The following is a 13,243-nucleotide window of genomic DNA, read 5'->3' as shown; positions in this document are numbered from 1 at the left end:
TTTTGAGGGTATCCTCATATTATTTGGATAACGTTCCTTATCCAGTATTTTCGAAGTCAAATTTTATTTCCGCTTGTTTTTATAAAATCAAATATCTTCGTAAGGTTACCGTAAAGTGTATTCCTACTTTCCAAATGATCGGATTTTTTCGAATCCCACTATTCTTTCATGATATCGCTGTCAAGAATCGGCCGGGTAGCCGCCCCCTGCCTTGCGGCAGGGGGGATTCCCGGCAAACTAGGAGGTTATTATTTGCCTGACATTTTCTTCAGCGTTGCTAAATACTCTTTCGCATTGGAGGAATCAATCAGCTTTGTTTCAACGATGATATTCTTTTCGACTTTCTCGCCCTTAACAGCTTTCACTGCATTGGCAACTGCCTGATAGCCCATGTCGTACGGGGACTGTGCAACCGAAGCGGTCTCTTTGCCGTCGATAATGCTCTGCACGCTGGTTGCATTGCCGTCGAATCCCATGAACTTCATCTTGTCCGCGCGGCCTGCCTGAGCGGCGGCTCTCTGCGCGCCCATTGCCATATCGTCGTTATTGCAAAGAACAGCGTCGATCTGCGGATATGTCTGCATAAAGTTTTCCATTACCTGAACAGCCTTGTCCGCCGTGGCGTTTGCATACTGTATGCCGAGTACCTGAATGCCGTTGGCTTCAAGAGCCTCTTTGTAACCCTTCATACGGGCTTCGCAGGTTGTATCGCCCTGTACGCCGCCGATCAGAACCGCCTTTTTGCCTTTGCCGATCAGCTTTGCAATATATTCGCCGCCTGTTTTTGCGGCGGTTTCATTGCTGGTGCCGACAAACGCGACTTTCTTGTCATACTTTGCGTCGGTGTCAACAAAAAGGATCGGCATGGTTGCATCCTGCAATTTTGTAACGACCATGTCCGGCTGAAGCGGAGAAATGACAAGCGCATCCACTTTGCCCGCGGAAATCGTGGTTTCAATCATGTTGCTCTGCTCATTGTAAGAAGTTTCAGACGGAGGTCCCTGCAGTTCCACCTTAATGCCTAAGTCTTTTTCCGCCTGTTTTACACCGGCGGCAACATAGCCCCAGTATTCGCTGGACAATGTTTTTAAAATAACACCAATGGTAATGTCGGAATTGCCTTTGCCGGCTGTGCTGGCTGCTGCACTGGCTGCGGTGCTTTCAGCCGCCGCGCTTGCCGCAGTGCTTGAACCGCCCGTGCTGCCGCAGGCAGCCATGCTTAGAACCATTGCTCCTCCCAAAATTGCTGCTAAAATTCTCCTGGTTTTCATAGTGATCTCCTTTCAATACTGTCTTTTATGTAAAAGGACCCTTCTGTCCAATTTACATGAAATAAAACTCCTGCTGTTTTCAGTTAGCCTTCAGGCCCCAAACTATGCGATCATTTTAACGGTCCGGATAAGCGGCGAAAGGAAAATTCTATTCGTTTCAATCAAAAATCAGATTTTAACCAGTTCTCCTGTTTCGAAGGATCTCTTGCATGCATTCGCGATTTCCAATACGCGGCTGCCGTCGTATACTGTTACGTCGGGTTTACGGTTGTTTAAAATGCAATCGACAAATTCCTTAACTTCCTCCACATAGGACTTCTCGAAACGCTCAAGGAAATTTTCGCTGCACTCTTTGCGTACGCCGTAGGAATCAAGAATTTCAACCAAGTTTTTCTGGGGTACGGAACCAATCCGTAAAGTCCCCTTTGTGCCGATGATTTCGGTTTCAATGTTATAACCGTGCGGAGCGGTACGGCCCGCAAGCAGGAATCCCATGGCCCCGTTTTGGAATTTCATCAGGCAGGAAACGTTGTCCCCGTCGTTATACTTTCCAAATTCCGGGTGCGCATAGCATCCGCCGATTGCATAAACACTCTCCGGCTCGCTCTTTACAAACCAGCGGGCAAGATCAATATCATGCACGGCCATATCCAGAAACGCGCCGCCGCTGTGTGCCGCAAAAGCAATGGAACCTGCGATAAATTTCTCGGGGTCCTGGCTGTAGGCGCGGAATAAAATCGGATTTCCGATCTCCCCTGCGTCCACCTTCGCCTTCGCATAGCGGTAGGAATCGTCGAACCGGCGCATAAAGCCGAGCATAAATACTTTGTCGGAGTATTTTTCAACCGCTTTCTCCGCTTTTCTGCACTGTTCCACCGTTGTGCCGAGGGGCTTTTCAGAGAATACATGTTTTCCGCTTGCCAGTGCTTTCTCGATTTGTTCCGTATGCAGGCCGGATGGTGATACAATGACGACCGCATCAATATCGTCACATGCAATCATTTCATCATAGTCTGTAAACGTCTTGGAAACATGTAAGCGTTCCGCCGTTTCCTTCAGCTTAGCGGTGTCCATATCGCACAGAGCGACCAGCTCTGCGTTCGGAATTTTTGTTGCGATGTTTTCCGCATGCTGGGCGCCGAGCCGGCCTAATCCGATCGACCCAATCCTTACTTTATCCATATTTTCAATCTCTCTTTCCCTGGATTTGATTTTAAATCCTGACTGCTTTCTTTCAAAGGTTTCAAGCGATTTTACACACACCAAATATTACATTTAGATTCCGGCGGTTTTCCGGATGTATTCCCGCGCCATCTTCGCGTAAACAAACGGATTTGCCACCGCGGGATCCTGCTCGGCTTCCACAAGGAGCCAGCCTTCGTAATGGTTTTCCGCCAGAACATCGAAAATCGGCTGAAAGGAAATGCAGCCGTCGCCCGGCACGGTGAACGCGCCCAGACGAACCGCTTTCAGGAAGCTGAGTTTTTCTTCCTTTACCCGTTTGACAATTTCCGGACGGACGTCTTTCAAATGAACGTGCTTGATACGATGGATATATTTCTTTAAAATGGCAAGCTCATCTTCGCCGGAATACACAAGATGTCCGGAATCAAACAGAAGGGATACAAGGCCGGGGTCCGTGTTTTCCATTAAGCGGTCGATTTCGGCCGTTGTCTGGACAACGGTGCCCATGTGATGGTGATAAACAATTTTCATGTCTTTTTCAGCGGCCAGTTTCCCGAGCTTTTCCAGGCCGGTGGTCAGGAGCTTCCACTCCTCGTCGTTCATGATATATTTGCCGTCGAAAATCGGAGTTTCCATCTGGCCCTGAATGCTGTGTCCCTGCTCGGAAACAACAATGACTTTCGCACCCATGGCGTACAGGAAATCACGGTGCTTGATGAATTCCTTTTCGGTTTCCTCGTACGGCTTTGTCGTAAGGAAGGAGCTGAACCACGCGCTCGCAATGCGAAGGTTGCGGACTTCCAGATAACCCTTCAGCGTATCGGCGTCGTGCGGATATTTGTTGCCGACTTCCGTTCCCTGAAAACCGGCCAGAGCGGCTTCGCTGATGCACTGTTCAAAAGAGTTTTCCTTGCCTAAATCCGGCATATCGTCGTTTGTCCATGCGATGGGGGCGATTCCTAAAAATACCTTTTCTTTGTCAAACATTTTCAAATCCTCCTGTTTATCAATACTTCCGTGCTTCTGCAAGATGCTGGTTCTTCTTTTCGCAGGCTGAGCAAACGGAAGATTTCTCCGCAGTGCTCGCGATTCCCACATGCCACCAGGACAGATAATCGTGCGTCATTGTTTTCGGCAGAATCTTAATATCGATCAGGGTGGAAACTTTCTGCTTTTTGCTGTCTTCCAGCGCGGCTTTCAGTTCCTCCATATTGTGGACGGTATAGCTTTTTGCGCCGTAACCCGCGGCGATCATTGCAAAATCAATCGGTACGAAACCGCCCGTCAGATCGCCCGAGGCTTCGCGGTAACGGAACTCCGTTCCCAGATTCCCGATGCCGTTGCCCATTTCAAGGTTGTTGATGCATCCGAATGAGGCGTTGTCGAACAGGAGAACATTGATTTTCTGGTGTTCCTGAATGGAGGTAAAGAATTCGGAATGCAGCATCAGGAAACTTCCGTCCCCGCACATCGCGTAAACCTCGCGTTCCGGCTCCGCAATTTTCACGCCGAGCGCGCCGGAGATTTCGTAGCCCATGCAGGAATAACCGTATTCCATATGATAAGAATCGCGTACGTCAGTCGTCCACATTCTCTGTAGATCACCCGGAAGGCTTCCCGAAGCGCCGATCACAATCGCATCGTCGGCGATCGCTCTGCGGATTTCACAGATGGCCGCGGTCTGCGTCAAGCTGCTTCCCGTCATCTTTGCGAATTCGTCGATGCTGTCGGGATTGCGTGCTTCGATTTCCGGTTTGAAATCCTTATTGTAGGTACATGCCGCCAAACGGTCCATTTCTTTATTCCAGGCCGCCTTTGCGTCTCTGATTTCATTTTTATAGGCAGAACGGTACTTTTTGTTTTTCAAAAGCTCTGTCAGTGCTTCCAGCGCAGCTTTTGCATCGCCGACAGCTTTGATCCCGTCCATCTTGTAGGCATGGAACCGGGAAGCATTGATGGTTACGATCCTGACAGCGGGATTTCTGAAAAGCCACTTGGAAGAGGTTGTGAAGTCGGAAAGACGGGAACCGACCGCGATCACCAGATCCGCTTTTTCCGCAATCTGATTGGCCGCCAGATTTCCGGTTACGCCGATTCCGCCGAGGTTGTATTCGGAACTCGAGGGGCAGGCGCTTTTGCCGGCCTGCGTCTCGCCGAACGGAATGGAAAAGCTTTCGCAGAAATGAAGGAGCGCTTTTCCGGCTTCGGAATATTTCACGCCGCCGCCGCAGATAACCAGCGGCTTTTTGCTAGCCATGACCGCGTCCATAACGTCCTGCAATTCTTCCTGCGCAGGGAGCGGGCGGGTAATGCGGTGTACTCTTTTTTGTAAGAAATAATCGGGATAATCATAGCTTTCGCCCTGAACGTCCTGCGGCAGAGCGATGCAGACCGCGCCGGTATCCGCCGGATCCGTCAGAACGCGCATCGCGTTGATCATTGCCGTCATCAGCTGTTCCGGCCTTTGGACTCTGTCCCAGTATTTGCAGACGGCCTTAAACGCGTCATTGGTCGTTACCGTCAAATTGTTTGTCTGCTCCACCTGCTGCAATACCGGGTCCGGCTGCCGTGTGGCGAACGCGTCGCCGGGCAGAAGAAGAAGCGGAATGTTGTTTACGGTGGCACAGCCGGCGGCCGTCACCATATTCGCGGCGCCCGGCCCGATGGAGGAAGAACAGGCAATGATTTTCCTCCGGTTGTTCTGTCTTGCAAAAGCAGTGGCCAGGTGGGCCATGCCCTGCTCATTTTTGCCCTGGAAATATTTCAGGCCCCCACGGTTCTGGTCAAGCGCCTGACCCAGTCCGCAGACGATTCCGTGCCCGAAAATCGTTGCGATACCTTCGACAAATTTGATTTCTTTGCCGTCCACACAGATATATTGGTTATCCAGAAAACGCACAAGCGCCTGTGCCGTAGTCATTCTGATCGTGCCCATCATAACGCTCCCTTTCTGATTTTCGTTAGGCTCTTGCAATCATTTCGCCGTATTTTTGTTTGCAGTCCGCAATATATTTCTTTACCTTTTCCACGCCCGGCATATCGTCCGCGCAGGAATGGCTGGCCACCAGCAGGGAAGCGGAAGCGCTGCCGAACTCGAGGCAGTCGATAACCTCCCAGCCCTCCATCAGTCCGTACAGGAAAGCGGAAGCATAGCCGTCGCCGCCGCCGAATCCTTTCAGCAGCTTAATGGGGAACGGTTTGATTGTGAATTTCTGGCCGTCGCAGGTGTAGGCGGTGGAGCCTTCCTTGCCGTGTTTAATCACCACGATCTTGGCGCCCTGCTTATGCCAGTAAGCCGCTGTCTGCGGATCGGTGCGGCCGGGTTCAATCAACTGCTCGGTCAGGTCGTATTCTTCGCGGGAACCGAGAATCACGTCCGCCTGCTTTGCCGCAAACGCATAGTATATGCCCATGTCCTCATTTGACACCCAGTTGTAAGGACGATAGTCGATATCAAAAATGATCGGCGTGTTGGTCTTCTTCGCAAGGAACAATGCTTTCAGCGCCGCCTCGCGGGACGGGCTTTGGGCAAGCGCCGTGCCGGAAATCAAAATCGCTTTGCTCTGCTTGATGTATTCTTCGTCAATGTCATCCACGCAAAGCTGCAAATCCGCAATCTCATTGCGATACATTAAGATATTGCTGCTGGTTTCGCTCAGGATTTCCGTAAACGTAAGCCCCAGCTTCTCCCCATGCTCGCAGCGGCGGATGCGGGAAGTATCGATTCCTTCCTTTTCGAAATAGCCCGTTACGAAATCGCCGAACCGGTCGTCGGAAACCCGCGCGAAGAAGCCGCATTTTTTGCCCAGACGGGAAAGGCCGACCGCAATATTCGCGGGGGAACCGCCCAGATACTTTTTAAACGTTGTGCTTTCCGCCAGCGTCATGTAGTAATCCACAGGATTGAAATCGATGGTAACTCTTCCTAAAAGGGTCAGGTCAAACTTACGATTCGCGTCAAATTCTATGTATTTCATTCTTTCACTCCGTTCCTTTCAAGCGTTTTCTATTTGATCAAGCGGTACCTGATTGTTGAATATCAGGATGTGCCGCTTTACATTTTTATAAACGCCGCGCACCATGGCTTCGTTCAGCTTAAAGTAATTGGGAGAGGCGTCTTCTTGAAAATAGATGCCGGCCTCCTGTGTAAGCGCGTCAAAGTTCGCCGTTGCAATATTGATTTTCCGTATTCCCAGGGTAATACTTCTGCGGAAATCTTCGGCGCTGATACCGGTGCCTCCGTGCAGAACCAGCGGAAGGTCAACCTGATCCGCGATCTCTTTCAGGATATCGAACCGCAGTTTCGGTTCCGCGGCGTAATGCCCGTGTGCGTTGCCGATCGCGACCGCAAGCGCGTCCACGCCGGTTTCTTCTGCAAAGCGTTTCGCCACCGCGGGGTCCGTGCAGACGATTTTGTGGTTTTCGCTGCCGTCTTCACTGCCGCCGACCACGCCGAGTTCCGCTTCCGTTGTCGACCCGGTGCGGGAAGCCATTGCAACAACTTCCACCGTCAGCCGGATATTCTCCGCAAGGTCATACCGCGAGCCGTCAAACATAACGGAAGTAAAGCCAAGATCAAGCGCCTGCTGTACGGTACTTATTTTTAAACCGTGGTCAAGGTGAACCGCAACGTCCACTTTGGCTTCCTTTGCCGCTTTTATCATCATTGGTCCCATCAGGTGCAGCGGGGAGTGCGGCAGCCGCACTTCGGCAATCTGCAGAATGATCGGCGTGTTCAGTTCTTCCGCAGCCTTTACCGCGCCGATGATCATTTCCATATTTCCCACGCTGAAGGCTCCAACCGCCCTGCCGTGTTTGTCTGCTTCCTTTAAAAGCTCTTTCATATAGCAGATAGACATGTTCGTCCTTCTCTCTGTAACATTTTGAACAAGTTTTGACTATATGTTAGCATATGTTTTTCAGTTTTTCAATAGTTATTTTTAAAATATTTTAATTTTTTGTGCAAAAATGATAACCTACAAGAAATTCAATCCAATAAGTGGTGATAATCCGGCGTTTTCTGTATATTTTAGAACAAACTTACCCAATATAGGCATGTTTGAATTCCTTATATATTCATCATAATTCGTATCGGAAAATATTTTTTGCATTTGCAGTTGAAAACCTGTTGCAAATTTTGAATAAATTTACTATAATACAGATAAAGATGTATTCATTTTTTGCGAATCATCGTCCGCCTCGCTGCATGCCGGTATTTATTTGTGATGATTCTCAAAACCAATCATTACATAAGGGAGCTAATAGTTATGAGACCACAAAGAATTGAAGAAATTAAAGACTACATTTATGAAAACAAAACCGTTACACTTGACCAAATCTGTAAGAATTTTAAGATCTCGAAAAGTACGATCCGAAGAGACCTGAACGAAATTCTGGCAGGCGGGGATATCAAAAAGATTTACGGGGGCGTTACGGTTCTTCCGGAAAAAGAGCTGACCTCCTTTGAAGAAAGAAACATATCCAACCTGAACGTAAAAGAGCGTATTGCGGCCGCGGCCGCGGAACTGGTGGAAGACGGCGACATTATCTTCATTGACTCCGGTACAACCACCCTTCCAATCATTGACCATATCGGAAACAAGAAAGAAGTCACTATCCTGACGAATAATGTTGAAATTATCATACGCGCCATCCCCTACAGCAATATAAACATTATTTCGCTGTCCGGCACGCTGAACCGGAAGACGCTGTCCTTTACCGGCTCCAGCGCCGCGCAGGTTCTGCAAACGTATAATATCAGTAAGGCGTTCATGGCCGCCACCGGCTTTTCCATCGCCAGCGGCTGCACCAATTCCTCCCCGCTGGAATCGGATGTGAAACGGATGGCCGTGCAGCGCAGCCAGCAGGTATATTTGCTGGCCGACCGCAGCAAATGCGGGGTGGTATCCCTGATTACGTACTGCAACCTCAGTAAAGTAAATACGCTCGTAACCGACGAGTACCCGCCGAAAGACGTCTGCAGCTATATTGAAGAGCACGGCGGAAGGATTCTAATTGCAAAGTAAGCTTTCAATTTGATCAAATCGAAATTCAAAAATGAACGGCATAACCCGGTTCATTCCTTCTTTATCCGCTCTCGCCTTCAAAAAATGAATATATTTTGAATAGTTCTTGACTTTTGATAAATAGCAGGCTATAATGAGTCCAAAAGTATTCAATATGTTCAAAACTTAATCATTTTGAAGGAGGAGCTATGTAATGAGTGAAGTTAAAAAACTAAAGCCTTATATTAACGGTGAATTTGTGGAGTCCAAAACTTCCAAATACAGCGACGCTTATGACCCGAGCACAGGCGAAATTATTGCTCAGGTTCCCTGCTGCACACCGGACGAAGTGGAAAAGGCTGTTGCAAGCGCAAAAGCGGCATTCCCGGGCTGGTCGTCAACCCCTGTCACCAAGCGCGTACAGATTCTGTTTAAAATGCGTGAACTGATCGTAGCGCACATGGATGAGCTGACCTACCTGGTTGCACAGGAAAACGGCAAGAACTGGGCGGAAGCACAGGGCGACGTTCTGAAAGCAAAAGAAGGAACGGAGCAGGCTATTTCCGCAACATCCCTGATGATGGGCGACAGCCTGATGGACGCTTCCAGAGGATACGATACCGTATTGTACCGTGAGCCTCTCGGCGTATGCGCCGGCATCATCCCGTTCAACTTCCCGTCCATGATTCCGATGGGCTGGATGACCCCGATCTGCATCGCCTGCGGCAACACAATCGTTCTGAAAGCGGCGACTTTCACCCCGCAGTCCGCGCTCCGCTTTGTCGAACTGTATAAAGAAGCCGGTTTACCGGACGGAGTCATCAACATTGTTACCTGCTCCCGTCACGAGGCGGAAATCCTCCTGACGCATCCGGATATCAAGGCTATTACATTTGTAGGCTCCACAGAGGTCGGCCTTCACATTTACTCCACCGCCGCGGCAGCCGGCAAACGTGTACAGGCTCTGTGCGAGGCGAAAAACCACGCGCTTGTTCTGAACGACGCTCCGGTTGAGAGAACGGCGGCCGGTATCATTAACGCTGCATACGGCTGTGCCGGCGAGCGCTGCATGGCGCTTCCCGTTATTGTCGCGCAGGAAGGAATCGCCGATAAGCTGGTAGCGGAGATTGCAAAGCAGGCAAAAGAAATTAAGATCGGACCTGCCTATGATAAATCCACAAAACTCGGCCCGGTTGTCAACGAAGCGCATCGCCAGTCCATCCTGAACTGGATTCAGAAGGGCATCGACGAAGGCGCGGAGCTGGTCCTCGACGGCAGAAATGTTACCGTTGAAGGCTTTGAAGAGGGCTTCTACCTTGGGGCGACGATTTTTGATCATGTAAAACCCGGCATGACGATCGGCGACCGTGAAATCTTCGGGCCGGTTCTCTGCGTAAAGAGAGTAAAAACCTTTGAAGAAGGCCTTGCCGTAATGAACAACAATCCGTACGCGAACGGTTCGGTTATCTTTACGCAAAACGGCCATTATGCCAGAGAGTTCGTCCGTCATACGGACGGCGGCATGGTCGGCGTAAATGTTGGTATTCCGGTACCGGTAGGGTACTTCCCGTTTGCCGGACATAAGAAATCCTTCTTCGGCGACCTGCACTGCCTTGGAAAAGACGGATTCCGCTTCTTTACGGAAAGCAAGGTTGTTACCACCCGCTGGTTTGACGAGGAAGAAAGCAAATCCACAAATGTAAGCACATGGGACGGCACCATTTAATTTCCCATCCGATAAAATATATCAATAAGCCTATACTTTTTCCAATCCCCTATTTATAAAAGAAAAGGGAGACTATTTCGCTAATGGAAGTAGTCTCCCTTTTCGCTGGCATACTGATCTCTTCGAATGAACGGCACGGAAGGGATGATCTCATGTTTCGGTCGAATCAACAGCAAAAACGGATTTTATTAACCGTTATCACCGTCTTCTGGTTTTCCCAGTATATTTATATTCCCTATCAGGCAACTTACCTGACTTCCATCGGGGTCGTTCCGTCCCTGATCGGCCTGATCGTCGGCGCTTATGGCTTTTCCCAGCTTGCTTTACGAATGCCGATCGGATTGATGGCCGACCGGAAAGCAAGGCATAAACCCTTTATTCTTCTCGGGATACTGTTGGCCGGCACTGCCTCGCTGTTCCGGATTCTGCTTCCGAATGAATGGGGCTATCTGATCGGCAGCATTCTGTCCGGCTGCGCGTCCGCCATGTGGATTTCTTTTATGATTCTGTTTTTCTCCTATTATGAAAAGGAACAGCTTCAGCAGGCTTCCGGCTTGGCAGTGGGCGCGAATAATTTCGGCATTCTGATCGGTTTTCTGGCCGGTACCCTGCTGCACGAAAAATACGGGATGCAGCTGCTTTGCGCCTTAAGCTTCCTCCTTGCGATTCCCGCGTTTTTGCTGTCCTTCTTTCTGAAAGAAGCGGATACAGGCGAAGATGCGCTTCCTGTAAAAGAACTCGTTCAGGTTTACTTTAACAAGCGGCTGATTGTGTTTTCCCTGCTGGCGCTCATTCAGCAAGGCGTCCAGCTGTCTACTTCGATGTCCTTTACCACGAAAATCGCGCAGTCCCGGGGCGCGAGCAGCGTTCAGATTGGCATCTGCTCCATTATTTATATTCTGACAGCCGTCATCAGCTCCTATTTTACCGCTTCAAAAGCGGCACAGAAAGCCGGGGCCCGAATCTGGATTCCCGTAATCTTGCTTTGTCTCGCGGCGTACTGCATCCTCCTTCCCAACCTTCCGACAGTAGAATGGATTTGTGCGGCGCAGATTTTATCCGGACTTTCAACCGGAATCCTGTTCTCCTTCTGTACTTCGGAAGCAATGAAGGACATTCCGAAAGCAAAAAGCTCCACGGCAATGGGCTTTTATCAGGCAGTTTACGCGATCGGCATGACCACCTTCCCGATGATTACCGGCGCGGTTACGGGGCAATTCAATATTCGTACGGCATATTACGTACTCGCGGGAATTACCGTCGTCGGCCTTGCGGGCGCCATTCGATTTTATTCCGGACAAAAAGCTACAGAATAAAGGAAAACCAATTCTGCAAAAAATATCCCGCAGCTTTTTGAACTGCGGGATATTTTTTTGTATCTGTAAGCTATTGTTTCCGGCGGCAGGTTTCGAAATCAACCGCAATCGTAACATCAAAAGCGTCGATAACAGCTTTCAGTGAATATTTACCGACTTTATGATAACGATTGCAGCCATGATTACACCCATAGCCATAAAGAATATTCCGACAACCTTTTGGAGTGTCTTTTCAATCATATTGTTGGCAAACTTCGATCCTACAATTCCGCCGATCACTGCCCCTGCGGCGATAAAGCTTCCGATTACAAGGTCAATATTTCCTCTGCTGGCATAACCGATCGTTGAAGAAAGAGCTGTTATAGCCATGATCATCGTTGAAGTTCCGATCGCCTTATGAAGCGGGAAAGACATTAAGACAGTTAAAGCTAACAGGATCATAACGCCGCCGCCGGCACCAAACAAGCCGCTTAATATGCCTATACCGAGCCCTATCAGCAAAGCCGCTATGATTTTTTGATATTCCTTGTTAAAATTCAAAAATCTGCCTATGGGTTTAGACGAGTCGTCTTCTGTTTGAAAGCCTTTGCGAAGCAATGAGAATCCAGCGAGAATCATCACAATACCGAAGACGGCGGATAAATTAGCCGCCCCCATTTTATTTGCCCACGACGCGCCGAATTGAGCGCCTATTATGGAAGTCAAAGCGATCCAGATGCCTGATTTAAGATCAATATTGCCCTTTTTAAAGTAGGAATAAGATACCGTCAAAGATGCTATAACATCAACGAAAAGGCTTGTTCCAATCGCATTGTGGATACTGACATGAAAGAACATCGTCAAGATAGGAACAATGATCATAACCCCGCTTGCTCCTATCAGGCTTGTGATACTTCCCGTGAGAACGCCGACTACGACTGCCATTAAATAATAAAATATCTGCATATAATTATGATAGACCCCTTTTTTATAAGATTGTTAGATTAAAATAATTTGATAAATAGTCAATATTTCCGTTTTTATCATTTGGATAAAATTCCAGCATTGTTAAGACGGATACGATTAATGTTTCTGCTAATTTGGCATCGCAGTTTCCGAATGTTTCAATCTTTTTAAAACTTTGAAAAAGCGTTTTCGTTTTTAGAAACAAGCTGTTCTTTATATCCTGAACCTCTTTGTCATCCCTAAATACATCCGCTGAAGAATTCAGGATTACTTTCCCTATACCGTTTCTTGCTTCAATATCATCATATAACGTGCATAGGAATCGCCTCAATTTTTCTTTTGATGGAAGATCGGAATGATTGACAGCATCAAGCCTGCGAAAAGTGCTTTCCCAGCTTTCGTTAAGAATACTGATATAAAGCTGCTTTTTGCTTACATAGTAATGATATAGGGTTCCCACAGCGATTCCGGATTTTTTTGATATCATCTGCATATCAACATCATTGAAACTAGACTGAATAAATAGCTCCCTTGCGCATTCCCGAATGGTTTGATCCACATTCTTTATGATCTTTGGCATACACGGCCCCCTGTTATGAATCATGGTTCATAAAATTTTTGTCGTTATTATACACCAATCTTTTTTATTTGTAAATAGTAGAAACTTTCCATCCAAAGCTGCATTATTATGCCCATCATTGTCCTTATTTTCAAAAAGAAAAAAGGCGGCTTTTCATGCATTGTTATCGAATGCCCGCAGCCGCCATCGCTTTTAAGTTATCCTAAAAAAGAGCC

General features: G+C 48.3%; 11 protein-coding genes. 3 read left to right on the top strand and 8 right to left on the bottom strand.

Annotated elements, in window-relative coordinates:
• Window positions 1-248: 248 nt before the first annotated feature.
• The 6 genes from OUY18_RS00345 to OUY18_RS00320 form a co-directional block, all read right to left on the bottom strand.
• A complete protein-coding gene (locus tag OUY18_RS00345; RefSeq protein WP_268056717.1) occupies window positions 249-1,271 on the bottom strand; it encodes a sugar ABC transporter substrate-binding protein in 1,023 nt (340 codons plus the stop codon).
• 168 nt (window positions 1,272-1,439) lie between these two features.
• Window positions 1,440-2,453 (bottom strand): inositol 2-dehydrogenase, encoded by a 1,014-nt coding sequence (iolG, locus tag OUY18_RS00340; RefSeq protein ID WP_268056716.1) that lies wholly within the window; start codon window positions 2,451-2,453, stop codon window positions 1,440-1,442.
• A 93-nt stretch (window positions 2,454-2,546) separates the two neighbouring features.
• Complete coding sequence (iolE, locus tag OUY18_RS00335; protein ID WP_268056715.1) at window positions 2,547-3,443, bottom strand: myo-inosose-2 dehydratase; 897 nt, start codon at window positions 3,441-3,443, stop codon at window positions 2,547-2,549.
• A gap of 19 nt (window positions 3,444-3,462) precedes the next feature.
• Window positions 3,463-5,391: a 3D-(3,5/4)-trihydroxycyclohexane-1,2-dione acylhydrolase (decyclizing) gene (gene iolD, locus OUY18_RS00330; RefSeq protein ID WP_268056714.1), complete on the bottom strand. Its 1,929-nt coding sequence runs from the start codon at window positions 5,389-5,391 to the stop codon at window positions 3,463-3,465.
• A gap of 25 nt (window positions 5,392-5,416) precedes the next feature.
• A complete protein-coding gene (iolC, locus tag OUY18_RS00325) occupies window positions 5,417-6,433 on the bottom strand; it encodes a 5-dehydro-2-deoxygluconokinase (RefSeq protein WP_268056713.1) in 1,017 nt (338 codons plus the stop codon).
• 18 nt (window positions 6,434-6,451) lie between these two features.
• Complete coding sequence (locus OUY18_RS00320) at window positions 6,452-7,315, bottom strand: class II fructose-bisphosphate aldolase (RefSeq protein ID WP_268056712.1); 864 nt, start codon at window positions 7,313-7,315, stop codon at window positions 6,452-6,454.
• Between the two features lie 408 nt (window positions 7,316-7,723).
• Here OUY18_RS00320 and OUY18_RS00315 point away from each other — a divergent pair, with 408 nt between their 5' ends.
• From OUY18_RS00315 to OUY18_RS00305, 3 genes are all read left to right on the top strand, one after another.
• Entirely contained in the window at window positions 7,724-8,482 is a 759-nt protein-coding gene (locus OUY18_RS00315; RefSeq protein WP_268056711.1) for a DeoR/GlpR family DNA-binding transcription regulator, read from the top strand.
• 193 nt (window positions 8,483-8,675) lie between these two features.
• Window positions 8,676-10,187, top strand: a complete 1,512-nt coding sequence (locus OUY18_RS00310) for a CoA-acylating methylmalonate-semialdehyde dehydrogenase (RefSeq protein WP_268056710.1) — start codon at window positions 8,676-8,678, stop codon at window positions 10,185-10,187.
• 83 nt (window positions 10,188-10,270) lie between these two features.
• Window positions 10,271-11,503, top strand: a complete 1,233-nt coding sequence (locus OUY18_RS00305) for an MFS transporter (protein ID WP_268056709.1) — start codon at window positions 10,271-10,273, stop codon at window positions 11,501-11,503.
• A gap of 138 nt (window positions 11,504-11,641) precedes the next feature.
• On the opposite strand, the gene OUY18_RS00300 is transcribed toward OUY18_RS00305, so the two are convergent.
• A complete protein-coding gene (locus tag OUY18_RS00300; RefSeq protein ID WP_268056961.1) occupies window positions 11,642-12,427 on the bottom strand; it encodes a sulfite exporter TauE/SafE family protein in 786 nt (261 codons plus the stop codon).
• Between the two features lie 43 nt (window positions 12,428-12,470).
• The gene (locus OUY18_RS00295) at window positions 12,471-13,028 is read right to left on the bottom strand and encodes a TetR/AcrR family transcriptional regulator (RefSeq protein WP_268056708.1); all 558 of its coding nucleotides are present in this window, start codon (window positions 13,026-13,028) and stop codon (window positions 12,471-12,473) included.
• Between the last annotated feature and the right edge of the window lie 215 nt (window positions 13,029-13,243).

Source organism: Caproiciproducens galactitolivorans (genome assembly GCF_026672255.1).
In the GTDB taxonomy this organism is placed as follows: domain Bacteria; phylum Bacillota; class Clostridia; order Oscillospirales; family Acutalibacteraceae; genus Caproiciproducens; species Caproiciproducens galactitolivorans_A.
This window is presented reverse-complemented; position numbering and strand designations above follow the sequence as displayed.

Excerpts from the sequence above, each read along its gene's own strand:
- OUY18_RS00320 (WP_268056712.1), bottom strand. The coding sequence starts at position 7,315 with ATGTCTATCTGCTATATGAAAGAGCTTTTAAAGGAAGCAGACAAACAC.
- OUY18_RS00300 (WP_268056961.1), bottom strand. The coding sequence starts at position 12,427 with ATGGCAGTCGTAGTCGGCGTTCTCACGGGAAGTATCACAAGCCTGATA.
- iolG (WP_268056716.1), bottom strand. The coding sequence starts at position 2,453 with ATGGATAAAGTAAGGATTGGGTCGATCGGATTAGGCCGGCTCGGCGCC.
- OUY18_RS00345 (WP_268056717.1), bottom strand. The coding sequence starts at position 1,271 with ATGAAAACCAGGAGAATTTTAGCAGCAATTTTGGGAGGAGCAATGGTT.
- OUY18_RS00295 (WP_268056708.1), bottom strand. The coding sequence starts at position 13,028 with ATGCCAAAGATCATAAAGAATGTGGATCAAACCATTCGGGAATGCGCA.
- OUY18_RS00315 (WP_268056711.1), top strand. The coding sequence starts at position 7,724 with ATGAGACCACAAAGAATTGAAGAAATTAAAGACTACATTTATGAAAAC.
- iolD (WP_268056714.1), bottom strand. The coding sequence starts at position 5,391 with ATGGGCACGATCAGAATGACTACGGCACAGGCGCTTGTGCGTTTTCTG.
- OUY18_RS00310 (WP_268056710.1), top strand. The coding sequence starts at position 8,676 with ATGAGTGAAGTTAAAAAACTAAAGCCTTATATTAACGGTGAATTTGTG.
- iolC (WP_268056713.1), bottom strand. The coding sequence starts at position 6,433 with ATGAAATACATAGAATTTGACGCGAATCGTAAGTTTGACCTGACCCTT.
- iolE (WP_268056715.1), bottom strand. The coding sequence starts at position 3,443 with ATGTTTGACAAAGAAAAGGTATTTTTAGGAATCGCCCCCATCGCATGG.
- OUY18_RS00305 (WP_268056709.1), top strand. The coding sequence starts at position 10,271 with ATGGAAGTAGTCTCCCTTTTCGCTGGCATACTGATCTCTTCGAATGAA.